This is a genomic window from Pseudomonas gorinensis (assembly GCF_042015035.1).
GTDB classification, from domain to species: Bacteria; Pseudomonadota; Gammaproteobacteria; order Pseudomonadales; family Pseudomonadaceae; genus Aquipseudomonas; species Aquipseudomonas gorinensis.
Genome location: NZ_CP167125.1, coordinates 6806725 through 6827012, shown reverse-complemented (window position 1 = coordinate 6827012; position 20288 = coordinate 6806725). Strand labels below are relative to the sequence as shown.

At 60.6% G+C, this 20288-nt stretch carries 20 protein-coding genes and 1 riboswitch; of the genes, 12 read left to right on the top strand and 8 right to left on the bottom strand.

The window, feature by feature from the left end:
- Window positions 1-51: 51 nt before the first annotated feature.
- Entirely contained in the window at window positions 52-1461 is a 1410-nt protein-coding gene (gene ahcY / locus AB7933_RS31280; protein WP_024077861.1) for an adenosylhomocysteinase, read from the bottom strand.
- Window positions 1462-1482: 21 nt separating this feature from the next.
- Window positions 1483-1589, bottom strand: a riboswitch (S-adenosyl-L-homocysteine riboswitch).
- Between the two features lie 198 nt (window positions 1590-1787).
- On the opposite strand from ahcY, the gene AB7933_RS31275 reads away from it, so the two are divergent.
- Both AB7933_RS31275 and AB7933_RS31270 read left to right on the top strand, forming a co-directional pair.
- Window positions 1788-2192: an acyl-CoA thioesterase gene (locus AB7933_RS31275; RefSeq protein ID WP_041161043.1), complete on the top strand. Its 405-nt coding sequence runs from the start codon at window positions 1788-1790 to the stop codon at window positions 2190-2192.
- Window positions 2193-2267: 75 nt separating this feature from the next.
- Window positions 2268-3155 (top strand): formate/nitrite transporter family protein, encoded by an 888-nt coding sequence (locus AB7933_RS31270; protein ID WP_024077859.1) that lies wholly within the window; start codon window positions 2268-2270, stop codon window positions 3153-3155.
- Here the strand turns inward: AB7933_RS31270 and AB7933_RS31265 are convergent.
- Complete coding sequence (locus AB7933_RS31265) at window positions 3149-4408, bottom strand: cation:proton antiporter (RefSeq protein WP_024077858.1); 1260 nt, start codon at window positions 4406-4408, stop codon at window positions 3149-3151. The two genes, AB7933_RS31270 and AB7933_RS31265, sit on opposite strands and share 7 nt — an antisense overlap.
- Before the next feature lie 124 nt (window positions 4409-4532).
- On the opposite strand from AB7933_RS31265, the gene AB7933_RS31260 reads away from it, so the two are divergent.
- Both AB7933_RS31260 and AB7933_RS31255 read left to right on the top strand, forming a co-directional pair.
- A complete protein-coding gene (locus tag AB7933_RS31260; RefSeq protein ID WP_024077857.1) occupies window positions 4533-5366 on the top strand; it encodes an EamA family transporter in 834 nt (277 codons plus the stop codon).
- 31 nt (window positions 5367-5397) lie between these two features.
- Window positions 5398-5784, top strand: coding sequence for an MAPEG family protein (locus AB7933_RS31255; RefSeq protein WP_024077856.1), 387 nt, complete (start codon window positions 5398-5400; stop codon window positions 5782-5784).
- Window positions 5785-5918: 134 nt separating this feature from the next.
- Here AB7933_RS31255 and AB7933_RS31250 read toward each other — a convergent pair whose 3' ends face one another.
- The gene (locus AB7933_RS31250) at window positions 5919-7103 is read right to left on the bottom strand and encodes a murein transglycosylase A (protein WP_024077855.1); all 1185 of its coding nucleotides are present in this window, start codon (window positions 7101-7103) and stop codon (window positions 5919-5921) included.
- 128 nt (window positions 7104-7231) lie between these two features.
- On the opposite strand from AB7933_RS31250, the gene AB7933_RS31245 reads away from it, so the two are divergent.
- Entirely contained in the window at window positions 7232-7681 is a 450-nt protein-coding gene (locus AB7933_RS31245) for a c-type cytochrome (RefSeq protein WP_024077854.1), read from the top strand.
- Window positions 7682-7687: 6 nt separating this feature from the next.
- Here AB7933_RS31245 and AB7933_RS31240 read toward each other — a convergent pair whose 3' ends face one another.
- The 5 genes from AB7933_RS31240 to AB7933_RS31220 all read right to left on the bottom strand — a co-directional run bounded on the left by AB7933_RS31240 (window position 7688) and on the right by AB7933_RS31220 (window position 12685).
- Window positions 7688-8083, bottom strand: a complete 396-nt coding sequence (locus AB7933_RS31240) for a DUF1090 domain-containing protein (RefSeq protein ID WP_024077853.1) — start codon at window positions 8081-8083, stop codon at window positions 7688-7690.
- A 69-nt stretch (window positions 8084-8152) separates the two neighbouring features.
- Window positions 8153-9814 carry an NAD-dependent DNA ligase LigB gene (gene ligB, locus AB7933_RS31235; protein WP_024077852.1) on the bottom strand — a complete coding sequence of 554 codons (1662 nt, stop codon included), beginning with the start codon at window positions 9812-9814 and terminating at the stop codon, window positions 8153-8155.
- A gap of 98 nt (window positions 9815-9912) precedes the next feature.
- Window positions 9913-10260, bottom strand: coding sequence for a hypothetical protein (locus tag AB7933_RS31230; protein WP_024077851.1), 348 nt, complete (start codon window positions 10258-10260; stop codon window positions 9913-9915).
- 219 nt (window positions 10261-10479) lie between these two features.
- Window positions 10480-11670 (bottom strand): methionine adenosyltransferase, encoded by a 1191-nt coding sequence (gene metK / locus AB7933_RS31225; RefSeq protein ID WP_024077850.1) that lies wholly within the window; start codon window positions 11668-11670, stop codon window positions 10480-10482.
- Between the two features lie 19 nt (window positions 11671-11689).
- Window positions 11690-12685 carry an ArsR/SmtB family transcription factor gene (locus tag AB7933_RS31220; protein WP_024077849.1) on the bottom strand — a complete coding sequence of 332 codons (996 nt, stop codon included), beginning with the start codon at window positions 12683-12685 and terminating at the stop codon, window positions 11690-11692.
- 272 nt (window positions 12686-12957) lie between these two features.
- On the opposite strand from AB7933_RS31220, the gene tkt reads away from it, so the two are divergent.
- The 7 genes from tkt to AB7933_RS31185 all read left to right on the top strand — a co-directional run bounded on the left by tkt (window position 12958) and on the right by AB7933_RS31185 (window position 20208).
- Entirely contained in the window at window positions 12958-14955 is a 1998-nt protein-coding gene (gene tkt / locus AB7933_RS31215; RefSeq protein WP_024077848.1) for a transketolase, read from the top strand.
- 209 nt (window positions 14956-15164) lie between these two features.
- Entirely contained in the window at window positions 15165-16214 is a 1050-nt protein-coding gene (epd, locus tag AB7933_RS31210; RefSeq protein WP_024077847.1) for an erythrose-4-phosphate dehydrogenase, read from the top strand.
- An 18-nt stretch (window positions 16215-16232) separates the two neighbouring features.
- A complete protein-coding gene (locus AB7933_RS31205) occupies window positions 16233-17396 on the top strand; it encodes a phosphoglycerate kinase (protein ID WP_024077846.1) in 1164 nt (387 codons plus the stop codon).
- A 29-nt stretch (window positions 17397-17425) separates the two neighbouring features.
- Complete coding sequence (locus AB7933_RS31200; protein ID WP_024077845.1) at window positions 17426-17653, top strand: hypothetical protein; 228 nt, start codon at window positions 17426-17428, stop codon at window positions 17651-17653.
- A gap of 62 nt (window positions 17654-17715) precedes the next feature.
- A complete protein-coding gene (locus AB7933_RS31195; protein WP_024077844.1) occupies window positions 17716-18048 on the top strand; it encodes an MliC family protein in 333 nt (110 codons plus the stop codon).
- 282 nt (window positions 18049-18330) lie between these two features.
- On the top strand, window positions 18331-19395 hold the full coding sequence (gene fba / locus AB7933_RS31190; protein WP_003177554.1) for a class II fructose-bisphosphate aldolase: 1065 nt from the start codon (window positions 18331-18333) through the stop codon (window positions 19393-19395).
- A 360-nt stretch (window positions 19396-19755) separates the two neighbouring features.
- The gene (locus tag AB7933_RS31185; protein WP_041161041.1) at window positions 19756-20208 is read left to right on the top strand and encodes a DUF3757 domain-containing protein; all 453 of its coding nucleotides are present in this window, start codon (window positions 19756-19758) and stop codon (window positions 20206-20208) included.
- Window positions 20209-20288: the final 80 nt, after the last annotated feature.

Genomic DNA, 20288 nt, shown 5'->3' with positions numbered 1-20288 from the left:
TTTTTCGCGAGCAAGCTCGCTCCTACAGGTACAGCAGGTCGGGCTGGTTACTTAGTAGCGGTAAGCGTGCGGCTTGAACGGACCTTCGACGGTCACGCCGATGTAGTCGGCCTGGGTCTTGGTCAGTTGAGTCACCACGCCGCCGAAGCCGCGGACCATTTCCAGGGCCACTTCTTCGTCGAGTTTCTTCGGCAGTACTTCCACGGTCAGGCGCTCGGCTTTCTGGGCTGGCGACAGGTCGGCGTACTTCTGGCCGAACAGGAAGATCTGCGCCAGTACCTGGTTGGCGAACGAGCCGTCCATGATGCGGCTTGGGTGGCCGGTGGCGTTGCCCAGGTTAACCAGGCGGCCTTCAGCCAGCAGGATCAGGTAGTCGTCGTTCTGTGGGTCGAAAGCGCCAGCGCCGGTACGGTGAACCTTGTGTACCTGTGGCTTCACTTCTTCCCATGCCCAGTTCTTGCGCATGAAAGCGGTGTCGATCTCGTTGTCGAAGTGACCGATGTTGCACACCACGGCGCGCTTTTTCAGGGCCTTGAGCATGTTCGAATCACAAACATTCACGTTGCCGGTGGTGGTCACGATCAGGTCGATCTTGCCCAGCAGGGCCTTGTCGATGCTCGCTTCGGTGCCGTCATTGACGCCATCGATGAACGGCGAAACCACTTCGAAACCGTCCATGCAGGCTTGCATGGCGCAGATCGGGTCGATTTCGGAAACCTTGACGATCATGCCTTCCTGACGCAGGGACTGGGACGAACCCTTGCCCACGTCACCGTAGCCGATCACCAGGGCTTGCTTGCCCGACAGCAGGTGGTCGGTGCCGCGCTTGATGGCATCGTTCAGGCTGTGACGGCAGCCGTACTTGTTGTCGTTCTTGCTCTTGGTCACCGAGTCGTTGACGTTGATGGCCGGGATTTTCAGCTCGCCCTTGGCCAGCATGTCCAGCAGGCGGTGCACGCCAGTGGTGGTTTCTTCGGTCACGCCGTGGACGCGGTCGAGGATCTGCGGATACTTCGTATGCAGCAGCGCGGTCAGGTCGCCGCCGTCGTCGAGGATCATGTTGGCATCCCATGGCGCGCCATCTTTCAGGATGGTTTGCTCCAGGCACCACTCGTACTCTTCTTCGGTCTCGCCTTTCCAGGCGAATACCGGGATACCGGCGGCGGCGATGGCGGCAGCGGCCTGGTCCTGGGTCGAGAAGATGTTGCAGGACGACCAACGCACTTCGGCACCCAGGGCAACCAGGGTTTCGATCAGCACGGCGGTCTGGATGGTCATGTGGATGCAGCCGAGAATCTTCGCGCCCTTGAGCGGCTGCTCAGCGGCGTACTTGCGACGCAGGCCCATCAGGGCTGGCATTTCGGATTCGGCGATAAAGGTTTCGCGACGGCCCCAGGCGGCGAGGGACATGTCGGCGACTTTGTAGTCGGTGAAATCTGCAGGCGTAATTACAGCGCTCATGAAGAGCCTCCATTCGTAGTGTGCGAATGGGCGCCGTTGTGCGTTTAGTATCAGGCCAGGACAACCAGGCCGGACAACGCCCCATCCGAGCCTGACAGGCCTAGCCTGCTGCAGCGCCCCTCGGACAGGTGGCGGGAGAACGGTATCAACTGAAGATGACCGTTTTGAAGCGGGGGCGATTATAGCCGTGTACGCGGCACTTCCCAAGCCTTTCTGTCGACGACATGAAGATCGCTCATCGGCTTGATAGGCAATGGCGCATAGAGCTTGGGGGCAGGCTCTGCCATGATGTTGCCCATCATTTCGCCACGCGCTTTGGAGTGACCATGAACTTTCACACCCGCAAATGGGTAAAACCTGAAGACCTCAACCCCAACGGCACCCTGTTCGGCGGTAGCCTGCTGCGCTGGATCGACGAAGAAGCAGCCATCTACGCGATTGTCCAACTGGGCAACCAGCGTGTGGTGACCAAGTACATCTCCGAAATCAACTTTGTCAGCGCCTCGCGCCAGGGCGACATCATCGAGCTGGGCATCACCGCCACCGAGTTCGGCCGCACCTCCATTACCCTGACCTGCGAAGTGCGCAACAAAATCACCCGCAAAAGCATCCTGACCGTGGAAAAAATGGTCTTCGTCAACCTCGGCGAGGACGGTTTACCCGCGCCCCATGGCCGTACCGAGATCAAGTACGTCAAGGACCAATTCCAGGAAGACGGCATCAAGAATTAATCCTGCGGGTGGCAGTGAACGCTCTTGATAGGCGATAGGTCGTACCTGAACACCGCCCCCCGTTCAGGTATCACCATGGCCACCCAAGAAGACGGCAAGACCCCCAACCTGTCGCAGGAAGAACAGCACGACGTCGACAAAAACCAACCGCCCCGCGCAGCGGTGCTGCACGAAATCATCCGTACCCAGGGCGACCAGGAGCTGGAGCGAAGTGTCGCTGCCTTGTGGTGGTCGGCGCTGGCCGCCGGGTTGACCATGGGGCTGTCGCTGATGGCCATGGGGCTACTCAATTCCCGCCTGCCGGACGGTGAGGCGTTCAAGGTGATCGCCAGCTTCGGTTACTGTGCGGGCTTTCTGGCGGTGATTCTTGCACGCCAGCAGTTGTTCACCGAAAACACCCTGACCGCGGTGTTGCCGGTGATGAGCAAACCTACATTGGCCAACGCCGGACGCTTGTTGAGGTTGTGGAGCGTGGTGCTGGTGGGCAACCTGTGCGGCACTCTGCTGGTGGCCTACGTGATGCTGCACCTGCCGATCTTCGATACCAAGACCGACCATGCTTTCCTTGAAATCGGGCGCAAGATCATGGAAAACGATGCCGGCCAGATGTTTGCCAAAGGCATTGTTTCCGGTTGGATGATCGCGACCATGGTGTGGATGATTCCGTCCATGGAAAGCGCCAAGATGTGGATCATCATCCTGATCACCTACCTGATGGCCTTGGGCGATTTCACTCACATCGTCGTGGGCTCGGCCGAGGTGTCCTACCTGGTGTTCGCCGGTGAGCTGCCGTGGAAGGATTTCTGGCTGGTCTTCGCCGGGCCGACCCTGGCCGGCAATATCATTGGCGGCAGCTTCATCTTTGCGCTGATCAGCCATGCGCAGATTCGCAGTGAAAGCAGTTTGCCGGGCAAAAAGGCTGCGGACCCCAGGCATCCGCAGCAGATTGACAAGGGTCAGTGAGTGTCGGGCGTGGCCTGGGGTTCGCCCTCGGTCACGCGCTTGACCAGCTTGCCGATGCTCAGTCCCTGCAACAGGATCGACGACAGCACCACAATGTAGGTGATGCTCAGCAGCAGGTCGCGCTCCGGGCCCAACGGCAGGGCCAGCGCCAGCGCCACCGAAACCCCACCGCGCAGCCCGCCCCATGTCAGGATGCGAATAGTCCCGCGAGGTACCGTGCGCCAGCGCCGTAGCAGCAGGATCGCCGGGGCCACTGTCAGCAGGCGCGACAGCAGGATCGCCACCGCCAGCAAGCTGGCCGCGAACACATGCAGCCAGTTGAACGGCAACAGCAACAACTCCATGCCGATCAACGCGAACAGCAGGGCGTTGAGCATGTCGTCGAGCAACTCCCAGAAACCGTCCAGGTAGCGCCGGGTCATATCGTTCATCGCCAGCTTGCGGCCCAGGTTGCCGATGATCAGGCCTGCCACCACCATCGCAATCGGTGCCGAGACGTGCAGTTCGGTGGCCATCGCCGAGCCACCGATCACCAATGCCAGGGTCAGCATCACTTCGATCTGGTGCTGTTCGATGCTCTTGATCATCAGGTAGACCAGGTAACCGATCAGCCCGCCAAACACCACGCCGCCGATTGCCTCATGGGCGAACAGCATCGCGGTGGCGCCCACGGTGGGCGTCTCGCCCAACTGTGCGATACCCAGCAATACGGTAAACACCACTACGGCTGTACCGTCGTTGAACAGCGACTCGCCGACGATCGTGGTTTTCAGTGGTTTCGACGCATTGGCGGTACGCAGCACGCCCAGCACCGCAATCGGGTCGGTGGGCGAGATCAGCGCGCCGAACAGCAGGCAGTAGAGGAAGCTCACGTGCCAGCCGAACAGGGCGAAGATGTAGTACGCCAGGCTGCCGATCACCCCGGTGGCGATCAGCACGCCAAAGGTCGCCAACAGGCCGATGGGCCAACGGTAGCTGCGCAGGTCGTTGAGGTTCACGTGCAAGGCGCCGGCGAACAGCAGGAACGACAGCATCCAGTTCATCAGCAGGTCGCCGAAGTCGATCTGGCCAATCAACTGCTGGATACGTTCCTCCAGGCCCGGGTAGCCGAGCACGCTCAGGCCTTGCAGGATCAGCGAAAACAGCAGGGCGGTGACCATCACGCCAATGGTGGGCGGCAGGCCGATAAAACGGAAGTTCACATAGGTGAGCAGGGTGGTGAGGCAAATGAAGGCGGCGACAAGTTCAAGCATCCGGGGTCCTTGGGGAGGTGGGAGAGGGGATTCAACTGGGCAGATGCAGGCGCGGCAGGTGCGCCGAGGCGGCGTTTAGTATAAACAGGCGTTGATACATCACGAATCAATTAAGGAGATTGCATTGGTAGCGACAGCTCTGGTGCTGGTAGCGGCGCTGTTGCATGCGACCTGGAACACCTTGATCAAGTTCAGCGGCGAGCGCCTGCTTGTGATCGCTTGCATGGACACTGTGGCCTTGCTGTTTGTGGTGCTGGCGGTGGGGTTTGTGTCGGTGCCGCCGCTGGACATCTGGCCGTGGATCATCGCCTCGGCGCTGTTTGAGCTGCTCTACCGTTATCTGCTGATTCAAGCTTATCGCGTCGGCGACCTGGGGCTGGTCTATCCGCTGATGCGTGGCCTGTCGCCCCTGGTGGTACTGGCGTTGACTCTGGTGTTCGCCGGTGAAGTGCTGAGCACCCAGCAAATCCTCGGCATCCTGCTGATCCCGTTCGGCATGCTGTGCCTGCTATGGCAGGGCGGTGGTGGCGACCGTTTGCCCTGGTCGATGTTGCCGGTAGTGGCGCTGATCGGCCTGTGCATTGGCTGCTATACCTTCCTGGACGGCCAGGCATTGCGGCGCTGGTCACACCCGCTGGATTACCTGGTGTGGCTGACGCTGATCAGCGCCTGGCCATTCCCGTTGCTGGCGGTGGTACGCAAGCGCGCGGCGTTCAACCTGTTTTGGCGCACCCAATGGCGGCTGGGGTTGAGCGTGGGGTTCTGCGTATTGTTGAGCTACGCTCTGGTGCTCTGGGCCATGCAGTTGGGCTCGATTGCCGAGGCTGCCGCGCTGCGGGAAGTCAGCGTGATCCTGGTGGTGTTGTTCGGCATGCGTTATCTGAAAGAACCTTTCGGTCGCCCACGGCTCATAGCCTGTGGGTTGGTGCTGATCGGCATGTTCGTGATGAAACTCTAACCGTCGGATAAAACCAAAAAAGGAATGAGTGATGACAGCGGCTTTCTGGTGTGTGTTGATTGCAATCTTTCTACCCTACCTGTGCACGGGCGTCGCCAAGTTCAGTGGCGGCAAGTTCGGCCTCAGGCAGAACCACGACCCACGCGCTTTCCTCGATACCCTCGAAGGCTTTGCCAAGCGTGCCCACAGCGCGCAACTCAACAGCTTTGAAGTGACCCCGGCGTTTGCCGCGGCGGTGATCATCGCGCACATCGCCGGCACGGCGTCGCTGGTGACCATCAACGTGCTGGCGGTGCTGTTTATCACCAGCCGCCTGCTGTACATCATCTGCTACCTGGCGGACTGGGCGATATTGCGTTCGTTGGTGTGGACGGTGGGCATGGTGCTGATTGCGAGTTTCTTCTTCGTCTCGATCTGACCTGGCTTCGTGGGAGCACGCTTGCTCCCGCGGGCGTGCGTAGCGCTCCCAAAACCGCTGGGCCGCTGCGCCGCCCAACGGGAGCAAGCTTCCTGGCCACAACGGCCGGTTTCATCGTTGACGGTCAGTGGCTGTCAGCTGCCGGCGGGCGCATCCGGTACCTGCGGCAACGCTGCGCCTTTGGGCCACAGCATCCAGATCTGCCCCTGCTGCTTCATATTCCCGGCCAGCTCGCCCGCCGCATCGCCCGTGCCCCAGAACAAGTCTGCCCGCACCTCGCCGGTAATGGCGCCGCCCGTGTCCTGGGCCGCCACGGGCCTTGTGATCGGTGAGCCATCGGGCTTGGTGGTCGACAGCCACAACAGGCTACCGAGTGGGATCACCTTGCGATCCACCGCCACGCTGTAGCCGGCGGTCAATGGCACATTCAGCGAGCCGCGTGGGCCTTCGTTGCTGTCGGGGCGGGCGCTGAAGAAGACATAGCTGGGGTTGCTCGCCAGCAGCTCGGGAATGCGCTGCGGGTGTGCCTTGGCCCAAGCGCTGATGGCGCCCATGGTCACGTCTTCTTTTTTCAGTTCGCCTTGTTCCACCAGCCAGCGGCCGATAGGGCGATAGGGGTAGCCGTTCTGGTCGCCGTAGCCGACGCGTAGTTGACGACCGCCGGCCAGCTGGATACGGCCGGAGCCCTGGATCTGCAGGAATTGCAGGTCCATCGGGTTGGTCAGCCAGGCGATCGGCTTGGCGCTGGAGCCTTGGCCATTGATCGCGCTGGCATCGTCATAGGGCTTGAGCACGCGACCTTCGAGGCGGCCGCGCAGGCGCTTGCCCTTGAGTTCGGGGTAAATGCTTTCCAGGTTGACGATGATCAGGTCATCCGGCACGCCGTACACCGGCACATGGGCGCTGGCGGTCTGGGTCAGGCTGCCGGGGTAGACCGGTTCGTAGTAGCCGGTGATCAGGCCGTTCGGGCTATTGTCCGCCGAGCGCAGGCCGAACACATCCAGGCGCTCCTTGAGGAAGCCGCGGATTGCCACGGCATCACCCGGCACTGCGGCCGCCGCCGTGCACGTGGCGCCCCACACAGGGTCGGCCTTGAGACGCTGGCAGGCGCTGCGCCAGGATTCAAACCCGGCCAGCAGGTCGCTGTCGGACACCGCCGGCAACGCTTCCCACGGTGCGTTCACGTAGGTGGCTATGGCATGGGGTTTTACGGTTTCATCTTTGCCGGCATCTTTGCCCGCGTCGCAGCCGGCCAGCAGCGCGATCATCGGTAGAGCCCACGCCAGGCGGCGGCTCCAGGGTTTCAAGGTGACATTCATAGGGGTAATTCCTGAAGCGATTGCCTGCGCCATCGCGCGTTGGGGCAACCCTTATTATTAATAGGGCTATTGGTCTTTTCGGGCGGGGCGAGGATACTGGCCGCCGTTTTCCGTGACCGTGAGCCACCATGACTTTTAAAAAATTGACGGTTGTATTGCTGGCCTGCCTGGCCTTGTCTGCCTGTGGCGGCGTTGACCCCAACTCCCCCCTGGGCCAGCGCAAGGCAATCTTCAAGCAGATGCTCAAAACCGGCGAAGACCTGGGCGGCATGTTGCGTGGGCGCATCCCGTTCGACGGCGCAAAGTTCGCCGAAGGGGCGGTCAAGCTCGATGCCCTGTCCCATGAGCCCTGGAAGCATTTTCCGAGTGTGCGCGAAGAAGATCACACCAGCGCAAAGGACGATGTCTGGCAGCAGCAGGCACGTTTCCAGGAGCTGGCGCGCAACCTTGAAGCGGCCACCGGTGAATTGGTGATCGCCAGCCAGGTGCAGCCTTACAAGGCCGCCAACCTGGGGCCGGCGGTGCAGAAAGTTGAAGATGCCTGCAGCGCTTGCCATAAACAGTTCCGAGACCACTGACCGATTTTACTGGTCGAGCTCTTCCACGGCGTCCTGCAGGTCTTTGCGTGACTGGGCAAGCTTGTCCTTGCGCTTGTTGATCTTGTCCGCGTCACCCTTTTTCATCGCTTTGTCGAGGTCGGCCTGACGACGGCTGACTTCGTGCTTGGCGTCGAGCACCTTGTTTTCGCGTTCCTTCTTCAAGGCGGCGTCATTGCAGTTGGCGGTGACTTCAGCCAGGGCTTTTTCCAGGCCGGCCTGTTGTTCGCTGTTGCCATGGGCCTTGGCCTGTTCGATCTGGGTGCTGATGGCCTGGCGCTTGGCGGCGCAGCCGGTCAGGGGTTGCGTGTCTTCGGCCGCCAGCGATGGCGTGGCCATGAAGCTTGCGACGGTCAACAGGGCAAGGGGGGCTAGAAATTTCATGTGGAGCTCCAAGGTCGCAATCGGATGGCAGGGTGAATTCTGCCGTGGTTTAAAGGTGGCCGGGCCGGTTCAAAACCCGTCTATCCCGGCCACGCGGAGTGTCTCAGCCAACGCCTGGACTTGTGGGTCGTGAAAAAAAGCGCTCAATTGCGCTGCGCGACCCGGGCCAATGCCATCGATGGCCTGCCAGGCTTGGGTGTCCCGGGCGACCAGCGTCTGCCAGCCGCCTTCCAGGTTATTGCGTGCCACGGGCGGTACACCCAGGGCTTTGAGCCATTGCGCGAAAGGCCGTTGCCGCGCGCTGCGAATGCTGTCGAGCAGTCGCGCACGGCTGCGATCGCCGAAGCCATCAATGTTAGCAAGCTCTGCCGCATCCAGGGTTAACCAATCGAGAAAGCCAGCGATTAGACCGGCCTGGATCAATACGTTCCAGGTCTCGCGGCCCAAATGCGGTAACGCCAGGCCCTGGTTGCCGCTCAGCCAGGTCAGGCGCGCGAGCAATTGTTCTTCGCAGCCGGGGTCGAGTTGCCAGCAGCTCAGCGCGTGAAAATCCCGGGCATGGGGCACGGCCATGGCGACTCGGGTTTCGTTGCGCAGGATGACTTCGTCCAAGCGTGGGATCACTTGGCCGGCGAGGCTGATGGAAACCTGGTCGCCGGGGCGGATGTCCAGCGCTTGCCAGCGTTTCAGGGAGCCGACGCTGACCCGGCTGATCTGCCGGTCGTCCAGCCGCACCGGCTCGAGTTCCAGCAACGGCGTGATGCGCCCGGTGCGGCCGATCTTGAACTGCACGTTGCGCACCAGCGCCAGGGCCTTGGCTGCGGGGTATTTCCAGGCGACTGCCCAGTAAGGCGTACTGACCTGCCAGCGTTCGGCGGGGGCGCGCACGGCCTGGTGCAACACCACGCCGTCGCTGGCGAACGGCAGTGGATGGGTATACCAGTGGGTGCGCCAATGGGCGGCTTCGGTGAGGCTCTCGACGGGGTGGCTGTAGTCTTGGCTGTCCGTGAACCCCCAGCGCGCCAGGGTAGCCAGACGTTCGGTAAAGTCTTCCGGACCCTCGGGCCAGGCCCAGACGAACAGGCCGATTCCGGCTGCATCGGCGTCGCTCAGCTGGCGACGGTTCATCAGCCCGGCCACTTTGCTGCGGGCATTGAGCCCACCCTGTGCCGATTGCACGTGGTCGTCGAGACGCCAGTAGAGCTCGCCCTGCAACACCAGGTCGATGGGTTCAGGCAAGCGTTGGACGATGGCCGGGATCCTGCTGGAAGAGGCTGACCAATCCTGGCCGAGTCGGCCGTCACCGCGGCTGATGACTTGGCTCAAGTGGCCCTGGCGGTACACCAGCGTGACGGCAACGCCGTCGACCTTGGGTTGAATCCAGACATCCTGGCGCACGTGCAACCATTCGCCAACGGCCTGTTCATCCAGCAGTTTTTCCAGGCCCGTATGGGCAATCGGGTGCGGCACGGTGCCGCGTGAACTGGCCAGCGGTTTGTCTGTGGTCGCCGCGGAGGGGGAGACGCATTGGCGCCAGTTGGCCAGGCGCTGGCGGGCCTGGTCGTAGAGCTCATCGCTGATGGGCGAATGGCCGAGTCGATGGTAGCTGTCATCCCACAGGCGAATGTGTTCGGCGAGGGTATTGACCTGCGACCTGGCTTCATCAGGGCATTCATCTGCCCAACACAAAATGGGCAGAGCACTGACTAGAAGAGTGATCACTGAACGCATCATGAGCATCCTTGCTCGAAAAGGGCGCCCAGCCTAAATGATCCTCTCTCCCACAAAAAAGCCCCGGCAGTGCGGGGCTTTTTACCGGGTGTTTCCAGTTACTTGAACAAACCACCCAAGGCTTTCACGGCGTCCGGCTTATCCGCCTTGGCTTCCTGGTTTTGCTGCTTGGCGTCGGCTTTGGCTTGGGTTTCAGCGAGTTTGTTGCAACCTTTGTTGACCTGGTCTTGTGCGGCTTTGAATGCCTTCACTTTCATGGTGTCTTTGCTGGCTTCGGCCGCATCGATTTTGGTTTGCAGGTCTGCGGCTTGCTTCTGGCAGTCGCCGGCATTGCCACCCAGTTGGGAGGTCAGGGCGCCACTCAGGGCGCTCAGGTCGGCGGCGTGGGCCGGCAGGGCGAGCAGGCTGAGCAGAAGGGCGGCGGGGACGAGCGTGGAGATGCGCATGAAAAACCTCAATGTTCGATTGCCTGCGCACTTATCTATCCCGGGCTGGCGCAGTGCAATATCCAATTAAGGTGGAGGGCCCGAGAGGGCGCGGATTCTAGTGGGCCATTATTTGGCCTGCAAGCTTTGGATCCAAAAAATGTGAACGTCACCGCGATTCACCCGACAATAAAAAGCCCCGCCGGGAAAACCCGGCAGGGCTTTGGATGACGCGAGCGATTACAGGCCGGCAGCAATGCGCAGGTCGTTGGCGCGGTCGGTCTTTTCCCAGGTGAAGGTGGTGAAGGTGTCGTCGCCGACGGTCTTCTGCGCAGGGGTACGACCGAAGTGGCCGTAGGCTGCGGTTTCCTGGTACATCGGGTGCAGCAGGTCGAGCATGGTGGTGATCGCGTAAGGGCGCAGGTCGAAGATCTCGCGCACCAGTTTGACGATCTTGTCATCGCTGATCTTGCCGGTACCGAAAGTGTTCAGCGAGATCGACGTAGGCTGGGCCACGCCGATGGCGTAGGACACCTGGATCTCGCAGCGCTCGGCCAGGCCGGCGGCGACGATGTTCTTGGCCACGTAGCGACCGGCGTAGGCCGCGGAACGGTCAACCTTGGACGGATCTTTACCGGAGAACGCGCCACCGCCATGACGGGCCATGCCGCCGTAGCTGTCAACGATGATCTTGCGACCGGTCAGACCGCAGTCGCCGACCGGGCCACCGATGATGAACTGGCCAGTCGGGTTGATATGGAACTGAGTGTCTTTGCTCAGCAGTTCGGCGGGCAGCACGTGCTTGACGATCAGTTCCATCACGCCTTCGCGCAGGTCAGCGTAGGAAACGTCCGGGTTGTGCTGGGTCGACAGGACGACTGCGTCGATGCCGACCACCTTGCCGCCTTCATAACGGCAGGTCACCTGGGACTTGGCGTCCGGGCGCAGCCAAGGCAGCAGGCCGGATTTGCGCGCTTCGGCCTGACGTTGCACGAGCTGGTGCGAGAAGGTGATCGGTGCTGGCATCAGCACGTCGGTTTCGTTGCTGGCGTAGCCGAACATCAGGCCCTGGTCGCCGGCACCCTGATCTTCAGGCTTGGCCCGGTCGACGCCCTGGTTGATGTCAGGGGACTGCTTGCCGATGATGTTCATCACGCCGCAGGTAGCGCCGTCAAAGCCGACGTCGGAGCTGTTGTAGCCGATGTCGGTGATCACGTCACGAACGATCTGCTCCAGGTCAACCCAGGCGGTAGTGGTCACTTCGCCAGCGATGATCGCTACACCGGTTTTCACCAGAGTCTCGCACGCCACACGGGCGAACTTGTCTTCAGCAATGATGGCGTCCAGCACCGCATCAGAAATCTGGTCGGCGATTTTGTCCGGATGCCCTTCAGACACGGACTCGGAGGTGAAAAGGGAGTATTCGCTCATCTCGATGTTTTCCTGATATTTACCGATGGTGAGTGTCGCCAGCCGGTCGCTGAAAATGGCGGACCTGAATCTGGAAACCATTACGTAAACCTACATAGAGGCTTTCCCCGGGAACGAGCCCCGCAGCGGTGGCCCAACGGGCCAGGTCGTCCTGTTCAAAACCCAACCAGAGATCACCGCAGGCCTCCCTGGCCCAATTCTGGTTGTGGCTGCATAAATCTGTAACCAGCAGGCTACCGCCGGGTTGCAGCAAGTTCGCCATCTGCTTGAGGGCGTCGGCGGGGGCCGCGAAATGGTGCAGGACCATGTTCAGCACCACGCAATCGGCCTTCAGGCCCGTATGAGTCAGCGCGTCGGCCAACTGCAGGCGGATATTGCCCAACGCCTCGCGCTCGCAGAGCTGGCGTGCCAGCTCAAGCATTGCCGGGCTGTTGTCCAGCGCGGTGACCTGGCCGAAACGGCGCGCCAGTTCTGGCAGAAAGCCGCCATCCCCAGGCCCGACTTCCAATGCCGTGGCCTCATGACTGAAGCTCAGCTTGTCCAATAGCGCCAGTACGCTTTCGCGATATTGGGGCAAACCGGCGATCAGGTCCTGCTGGGCACGAAACTTCTCGGCAACCCGCGAGAAAAAGTCCTGGCTGGCCGCAGCGCGTTGTCCGTGTACCTGGCCGATGCGTGATTGCACGTCGTTGGGCAGGTTGAGGCTGTCCACTTCGTCGAGCAGGGCGGCATGAAGCTTTCCGCCGAGCACGTCGGAGTGGGGCAGGGCGCGGCGGTAAAAAATCGCATTGCCTTCGCGGCGGGTGGCTACCAGGTCGGCCTGGGCCAATACCTTCAAGTGGTGGCTCATGCCGGACTGGCCAATGGCGAAAATCTGCGCCAACTCCAGTACACCGAAAGAGTCGTTGGCCAGTGCGCGCAATACGTTCAGGCGCAACGGGTCACCAGCGGCCTTGCACAAGGCTGCCAGGTCATCGCCGTCGTCAGGACGCAGGGAGGGCACGGGTAGGTTCATAAGGCCAGCAGTCTAGTGACGGGTGGGTCTCCTCGCAAGGCCAATATCAAAAAGTTTTGATATTGGACGATAAGTGGCGGTTATAAACAGTCGCTATAACCTTTAGACGAAGCGGTTAAAGGTTTCTGCAAGCGATTGCCGCGCAAAGCACAGGAAAAACACCTGCAAGTGACTATCTGTCATTGCCCGCAGGCGGTGGCTGAGGGAAAATGCCGGTCCTTTTTTCCGTTTCTTTTAATCACTCACTATTCAAAATCCTCAGGAGAACAGCGATGCCCAGCCGTCGTGAGCGTGCCAACGCCATTCGTGCCCTCAGCATGGATGCCGTGCAAAAAGCCAACAGCGGCCATCCCGGTGCCCCGATGGGCATGGCGGATATCGCCGAGGTACTTTGGCGTGACTACCTGAAACACAACCCGAGCAACCCATCGTTCGCCGACCGTGACCGCTTTGTGCTGTCCAACGGCCACGGCTCGATGCTGATCTACTCGCTGCTGCACCTGACCGGCTACGACGTCACCATCGATGACCTCAAGAGCTTCCGCCAGCTGCACAGCCGCACCCCGGGCCACCCGGAATTCGGCTACACCCCAGGCGTCGAGACCACTACCGGTCCCCTGGGCCAAGGCCTGGCCAACGCCGTAGGTTTCGCGCTGGCTGAAAAAGTCCTGGGCGCGCAATTCAACCGCCCTGGCCACCACATCGTTGACCACCACACCTACGTGTTCCTGGGTGATGGCTGCATGATGGAAGGCATTTCCCATGAAGTCGCTTCCCTGGCCGGTACCCTGGGCCTGGGCAAGCTGATCGCCTTCTACGATGACAACGGCATCTCCATCGACGGCGAAGTCGAAGGCTGGTTCACCGACGACACCCCGAAGCGTTTCGAAGCCTACAACTGGCAGGTGATCCGCAATGTCGACGGCCACGATCCGGAAGAAATCAAGACCGCCATCGACACCGCCCGCAAGAGCGAGCAGCCGACGCTGATCTGCTGCAAGACCACCATCGGTTTCGGTTCGCCCAACAAGCAAGGTAAAGAAGACTGCCACGGTGCCCCCCTGGGTGACGCGGAAATCGCCCTGACCCGCGCCGCGCTGAAGTGGAACCACGGTCCGTTCGAAATCCCGGCCGACATCTACGCCGAATGGGATGCCAAGGAAAAAGGCCTGGCCACCGAAGCCGAGTGGGACCAGCGCTTCGCCGCCTACTCCGCTGAATTCCCGGAATTGGCCAACGAGCTGGTACGCCGCCTGGCCGGTGACCTGCCTGCCGACTTCTCGGAAAAAGCCTCGGCCTACATCGCCGAAGTCGCGGCCAAGGGCGAGACCATCGCCAGCCGTAAAGCCAGCCAGAACACCCTGAACGCCTTTGGCCCGCTGCTGCCCGAGTTCCTCGGCGGTTCGGCCGATCTGGCCGGTTCCAACCTGACCCTGTGGAAAGGCTGCAAAGGTGTCTCGGCCGAAGACGCCAGCGGCAACTATATGTACTACGGTGTGCGCGAGTTCGGCATGAGCGCCATCATGAACGGCGTGTCCCTGCATGGCGGCCTGGTGCCTTACGGTGCGACCTTCCTGATGTTCATGGAATATGCACGTAACGCAGTCCGCATGGCGGCGCTGATGAAGAAGCGTGTGATCCATGTGTACACCCACGACTCCATCGGCCTGGGCGAAGACGGCCCGACGCACCAGCCGGTCGAGCAACTGACCAGCCTGCGTACCACGCCGAACCTGGATTGCTGGCGCCCAGCCGACGCGGTCGAATCCGCCGTGGCCTGGAAACATGCGATCGAGCGCAAGGACGGCCCTTCGGCGCTGATCTTCTCTCGCCAGAACCTGCAACACCAGGTGCGTACCGACGCGCAGATCGCCGACATCAGCCGTGGCGGCTACGTGCTCAAGGACTGCATCGGCGAGCCGGAGCTGATCCTGATCTCCACCGGTTCCGAAGTGGGCCTGACCGTCCAGGCATACGACAAGCTGACTGCCCAGGGCCGCAACGTGCGCGTTGTTTCCATGCCGTGCACCAGCGTGTTCGAAGCCCAGGATGCCGACTACAAACAGTCGGTGCTGCCGTTGCAGGTCAGCGCGCGTATCGCCATCGAAGCGGCGCACGCCGACTACTGGTACAAGTACGTGGGCCTGGAAGGCCGCGTGATCGGCATGACCACCTACGGTGAGTCGGCGCCGGCGCCGGCGTTGTTCGAAGAATTCGGTTTCACCCTGGATAACATCCTGGGTCAGGCTGAAGAGCTGCTGGAAGACTAAAGCGCGAACGCGGCGGCCAATTTGGCCGCTGCACACAGATGTGCGTTGGCGACTGCCCATCGCACCCTCTGTAGGAGCGAGCTTGCTCGCGAAGAACGAGAGAGCGCCGCGTCACATCAGAAACGCTGCGTTATCGTTGACGATCTTCGCGAGCAAGCTCGCTCCTACATTGGTTAGATGGTTTATGTCGCCCCCACTGCGAGAACCCCATGCCCCAACCGCGTCCCTACAAAGTTGCACTCAACGGCTACGGCCGCATTGGTCGTTGCGTCTTGCGTGCTCTGTTCGAGCGAGGGGCGGCGGCCGGTTTTGAAATTGTCGCGATCAATGACCTGGCCGACATGGCCAGTATCGAATACCTGACACGCTTTGACTCCACCCACGGCCGCTTTCCCGGCGAAGTGCGGGTCGAAGGCGATTGTCTGCATATCAAGGGCGACTGCGTGAAAGTGTTGCGCAGTGCCACCCCCGAGGGGATCGACTGGGCGGCGCTGGGCGTCGACCTGGTGCTGGAATGCTCCGGTGCCTATAACACCCGCGCCGATGGCCAGCGTTTTCTCGATGCCGGCGCCCCGCGAGTGTTGTTTTCCCAGCCGATGGCCAGCGAGGCGGATGTCGACGCCACCATCGTCTACGGCATCAACCAGGATTGCCTCACCGGTCATGAGTTGCTGGTGTCCAATGCCTCCTGCACCACCAACTGCAGCGTACCGCTGTTGCGCCTGCTGGATCAGGCGATCGGCCTGGACTACGTGTCGATTACCACCATCCACTCGGCGATGAACGACCAGCCGGTGATCGACGCCTATCACCACGAAGACCTGCGCCGCACGCGCTCGGCGTTCCAGTCAGTGATTCCGGTGTCCACCGGCCTGGCGCGCGGCATCGAACGACTGTTGCCGGAACTTGCCGGGCGAATTCAGGCCAAAGCCGTACGGGTGCCGACGGTGAACGTGTCCTGCCTGGACATCACCATGCAAACCGTCAGCGACACCGATGCCGAGGAGGTCAACCGGATCCTGCGTGACGCCGCCACCAGCGGCCCGCTCAAGGGCCTTCTGGCCTATACCGAGTTGCCCCACGCCAGTTGTGATTTCAACCATGACCCGCATTCGGCGATTGTCGATGCCAGCCAGACCCGCGTTTCCGGCCCGAGGCTGGTGAACATCCTGGCCTGGTTCGACAACGAATGGGGGTTTGCCAACCGTATGCTGGACGTCGCAGAACACTATCTGCAAACAGCCTCTCCAAAACTTTAGCCTCAGGAATTGCCTCCCATGACCGTGTTGAAGATGACCGACCTCGATCTGCAAGGTAAGCGCGTACTGATTCGCGAAGACCTCAACGTCCCAGTCAAGGACGGTGTTGTCACCAGTGATGCGCGAATCCTGGCCTCGCTGCCGACCATCAAGCTGGCTCTGGAAAAAGGTGCGGCCGTGATGGTCTGCTCCCACCTGGGTCGTCCGACCGAAGGTGAGTTCTCCGCCGAAAACAGCCTCAAGCCTGTGGCTGACTACCTGAGCAAGGCCCTGGGCCGGGACGTGCCACTGGTGGCTGACTACCTGGGGGGCGTCGACGTCACGCCTGGCGACATCGTGTTGTTCGAAAACGTGCGCTTCAACAAAGGCGAGAAAAAGAACAGCGACGAACTGGCCCAGCAATACGCGGCCCTGTGCGACGTGTTCGTGATGGACGCTTTCGGTACCGCCCACCGCGCCGAAGGTTCGACCCATGGCGTGGCCAAGTTTGCCAAGGTCGCCGCTGCAGGCCCTCTGCTGGCTGCTGAACTGGACGCGCTGGGCAAGGCCCTGGGTGCGCCCGCACAGCCAATGGCCGCCATCGTGGCCGGCTCGAAAGTTTCCACCAAGCTGGACGTGCTCAATAGCCTCAGCCAGATCTGTAACCAGTTGATCGTCGGCGGCGGCATTGCCAACACCTTCCTGGCGGCCGCGGGTCACCCGGTGGGCAAGTCCCTGTACGAGCCGGACCTGCTCGACACCGCGCGCGCCATCGCTGCCAAGGTCAGCGTACCGCTGCCAGTGGACGTGGTCGTGGCCAAGGAGTTTGCGGAAAGCGCCGAAGCGACCGTCAAGCTGATCGACGATGTGGCCGCCGACGACATGATCCTGGATATCGGCCCGCAAACCGCGGCCAACTTCGCAGAGCTGCTCAAGGCTTCCCAGACCATCCTGTGGAACGGCCCGGTGGGTGTGTTTGAGTTCGATCAGTTCGGCAATGGCACCAAAGTGCTGGCCAAGGCGATTGCCGAAAGCTCGGCATTCTCCATCGCCGGCGGCGGCGACACCCTGGCGGCCATCGATAAATATGGCGTTGCCGACCAGATCTCCTACATTTCTACCGGTGGCGGTGCGTTCCTCGAGTTCGTTGAAGGCAAGGTCCTGCCTGCCGTTGAAGTCCTGGAAAGCCGGGCCAAAGGCTAAGGCGCGCGATCAGGAAAAGGAGCATTCCCATGATCAAGTCGTTGGCACTGGTGCTCGCAGCGGGCCTGTTGGCTGGCTGCGGCAGTACGCCGAACGCTGCGCCGGAGGTTGGCAAGCCCGCGCCAGCGCAGAAAAAAAGCTGCTATCAGGCCGATTGGCAAGCCGAGACCATGCCGGTGATCAACAAGCGCATCGGCAATGAACGCCTGGAGAAATACGACTCCGCGCCCAACGGTCAGGAACAGGGTTGCCCTTGACGGGTCTGATCAACTAACCGACAGCAGTGGCGGCCTTTTGGGGCGCCGTTCGAGGATTGGCAATGAAAGGCGTTTTCGCCCTGGCAACACTGGCGTTACTGGCCGGTTGCAGCAGCATGAACATGTTCAACAAGGCAGAGTCTGCCGACAAATGGACCACTTGGACCTGCGATAGCAAGGCCGAGGTCAACTGGCGCTTTGCTAACCAGGCCCACAGCGAGGTGGATGTACGCCTCGGCGGTTCCGACCAGGTTTACCGCCTTAAGCAGGACGTTGCCGCCTCGGGCGTGCTGTACAGCAACGACCAATTGGCGTTTCACACAAAAGGTGAGGAAGGCCTGGTTTACTGGGTGGCCACCGACGATTTGATCGGGCGGGGCTGCAAGGCCCAGTAAACAGAACACGGTCTCAACATTAATGAGATCCCAATGTGGGAGGGGGCTTGCCCCCGATAGCGTTGGGTCAGCCACCCGCGATGTCGACAGGTAAATCGCCATCGCGGGCAAGCCCCCTCCCACATCGATACGGTTTCAAAGTGATGTCGGCGTTGAGTCCGGCTCACAAAAAACGATTCAGCAGGCCAGGTATGCAAAGCCTGACCTTCAATAACTTGAATAGCAGCCGCCGCTACGGCAGGCTTGCACGATTAACGACCCTCGACCGGGAGAGACAACACAATGGCACTTATCAGCATGCGTCAAATGCTGGACCACGCAGCCGAATTCGGCTACGGCGTCCCAGCTTTTAACGTCAACAACCTTGAGCAGATGCGCGCCATCATGGAAGCCGCTGACAAGACCGACTCCCCTGTGATCGTCCAGGCTTCGGCCGGTGCCCGCAAATACGCTGGCGCGCCTTTCCTGCGCCACCTGATCCTCGCCGCGATCGAAGAATTCCCGCACATCCCGGTGTGCATGCACCAGGACCACGGCACTAGCCCTGACGTGTGCCAGCGCTCCATCCAACTGGGTTTCAGCTCGGTGATGATGGACGGTTCCCTTGGCGAAGACGGCAAGACCCCGACCGACTACGAGTACAACGTCCGCGTGACCCAACAAACCGTGGCCATGGCTCACGCCTGCGGCGTGTCGGTTGAAGGCGAGCTGGGCTGCCTGGGTTCCCTGGAAACCGGCATGGCCGGTGAAGAAGACGGCATTGGCGCCGAAGGCGTGCTGGATCACAGCCAGATGCTGACTGACCCGGAAGAAGCCGCTGACTTCGTCAAGAAGACCCAGGTGGATGCCCTGGCGATCGCCATCGGCACCAGCCACGGCGCCTACAAGTTCACCAAGCCGCCAACCGGCGACGTGCTGGCCATCGACCGCATCAAGGAAATCCACAAGCGCATCCCTAACACCCACCTGGTGATGCACGGTTCTTCCTCGGTACCGCAAGAGTGGCTGGCGATCATCAACCAGTACGGCGGCGACATCAAAGAAACCTACGGCGTACCGGTTGAAGAAATCGTCGAAGGCATCAAGTACGGCGTGCGCAAGGTCAACATCGACACCGACCTGCGCCTGGCGTCCACCGGTGCGATGCGTCGCCTGATGGCCACCAACCCAAGCGAATTCGACCCACGTAAATTCTTCGGCGCAACCGTGACGGCGATGCGTGACGTGTGTATCGCTCGCTACGAAGCGTTCGGTACTGCCGGCAACGCTTCGAAGATCAAGCCGATCTCGTTGGAAGCGATGTACCAGCGTTACCTGAAAGGTGAGTTGAACGCTAAGGTGAATTAAGCCTCAGGCGTTAAAAAGAAGCCCGCAGTGATGCGGGCTTTTTTGGGTACCGAGTTAAATGAACTGAATGTTTTCCCTTTGTTGTTTTTTGATGCTTTGCTGAACATTTTAAGTTCGATCAAGTTGATAAGACAAAATGCTCGGTGCGCCCGTTGGTTCAGTTAAGTGTCGGGTGTCATTCAGATCCGTCTTGTTTAACTGTAATTAAATCCATGAGGCGTTACAGGGATCGTGCTGAACGCAATTAAACTACCGGCGCTTATTTCTAACTTATATTTAAAGCTGTCAACCTTGACAGTATCGCTCGTTGGCCATCGTGCCTAGGCTGGAGTCACTCATTAAAGAGAGGTGTACACGGCTATGTCACATCCATATCTTATAAAATCGCTTCAGTGTCTAACTGCTATTGGCGCGTTGGCATTGATGGGGAGTGCATATGCGGCACCGTTATCTTGCCCCGAGGTTTCAACCATCAAGGCGGTGAGCATTCAGTTTTCAGCTGAAGAAGAGGGGTGGAAGGGTGAGCAGTCCATTGACAATAAATCGATGGTCAAAGGGTTCAAGTTTATGGGCTCGGCAATCAAGCAGGGAACGGACAGCGAAACAAAGTTGCCTTATAACTATGTAATCTGTAATTACAGTGGTAAAGGTAAGGATGACTATCTAAGGTTGTCCCAGAGGTTTGTCCTGCCTCCTGTGCCTAAAGGTTCTGGTTGGAAGGATAATGAGTGCGCAACGAGTAAGGTCGCGGACTGTGCTTTTGAGTTGGTGAATTCAAAGGGCCCAGCTCAGATGAAATTACCTGCCCAGTAGACAGGCAACCTCGTCGCGTGAAAAGTGGCGGCCGCTCTTGGTGAGCGGCCGCGCATGTGTATGCGAGTGGCCACATTGTT

Bases quoted from the DNA above. Each gene is read 5' to 3' on its own strand.
- ahcY (WP_024077861.1), bottom strand. From the start codon at position 1,461: ATGAGCGCTGTAATTACGCCTGCAGATTTCACCGACTACAAAGTCGCC.
- AB7933_RS31275 (WP_041161043.1), top strand. From the start codon at position 1,788: ATGAACTTTCACACCCGCAAATGGGTAAAACCTGAAGACCTCAACCCC.
- AB7933_RS31270 (WP_024077859.1), top strand. From the start codon at position 2,268: ATGGCCACCCAAGAAGACGGCAAGACCCCCAACCTGTCGCAGGAAGAA.
- AB7933_RS31265 (WP_024077858.1), bottom strand. From the start codon at position 4,408: ATGCTTGAACTTGTCGCCGCCTTCATTTGCCTCACCACCCTGCTCACC.
- AB7933_RS31255 (WP_024077856.1), top strand. From the start codon at position 5,398: ATGACAGCGGCTTTCTGGTGTGTGTTGATTGCAATCTTTCTACCCTAC.
- AB7933_RS31250 (WP_024077855.1), bottom strand. From the start codon at position 7,103: ATGAATGTCACCTTGAAACCCTGGAGCCGCCGCCTGGCGTGGGCTCTA.
- AB7933_RS31245 (WP_024077854.1), top strand. From the start codon at position 7,232: ATGACTTTTAAAAAATTGACGGTTGTATTGCTGGCCTGCCTGGCCTTG.
- AB7933_RS31240 (WP_024077853.1), bottom strand. From the start codon at position 8,083: ATGAAATTTCTAGCCCCCCTTGCCCTGTTGACCGTCGCAAGCTTCATG.
- ligB (WP_024077852.1), bottom strand. From the start codon at position 9,814: ATGCGTTCAGTGATCACTCTTCTAGTCAGTGCTCTGCCCATTTTGTGT.
- AB7933_RS31230 (WP_024077851.1), bottom strand. From the start codon at position 10,260: ATGCGCATCTCCACGCTCGTCCCCGCCGCCCTTCTGCTCAGCCTGCTC.
- metK (WP_024077850.1), bottom strand. From the start codon at position 11,670: ATGAGCGAATACTCCCTTTTCACCTCCGAGTCCGTGTCTGAAGGGCAT.
- AB7933_RS31220 (WP_024077849.1), bottom strand. From the start codon at position 12,685: ATGAACCTACCCGTGCCCTCCCTGCGTCCTGACGACGGCGATGACCTG.
- tkt (WP_024077848.1), top strand. From the start codon at position 12,958: ATGCCCAGCCGTCGTGAGCGTGCCAACGCCATTCGTGCCCTCAGCATG.
- epd (WP_024077847.1), top strand. From the start codon at position 15,165: ATGCCCCAACCGCGTCCCTACAAAGTTGCACTCAACGGCTACGGCCGC.
- AB7933_RS31205 (WP_024077846.1), top strand. From the start codon at position 16,233: ATGACCGTGTTGAAGATGACCGACCTCGATCTGCAAGGTAAGCGCGTA.
- AB7933_RS31200 (WP_024077845.1), top strand. From the start codon at position 17,426: ATGATCAAGTCGTTGGCACTGGTGCTCGCAGCGGGCCTGTTGGCTGGC.
- AB7933_RS31195 (WP_024077844.1), top strand. From the start codon at position 17,716: ATGAAAGGCGTTTTCGCCCTGGCAACACTGGCGTTACTGGCCGGTTGC.
- fba (WP_003177554.1), top strand. From the start codon at position 18,331: ATGGCACTTATCAGCATGCGTCAAATGCTGGACCACGCAGCCGAATTC.
- AB7933_RS31185 (WP_041161041.1), top strand. From the start codon at position 19,756: ATGTCACATCCATATCTTATAAAATCGCTTCAGTGTCTAACTGCTATT.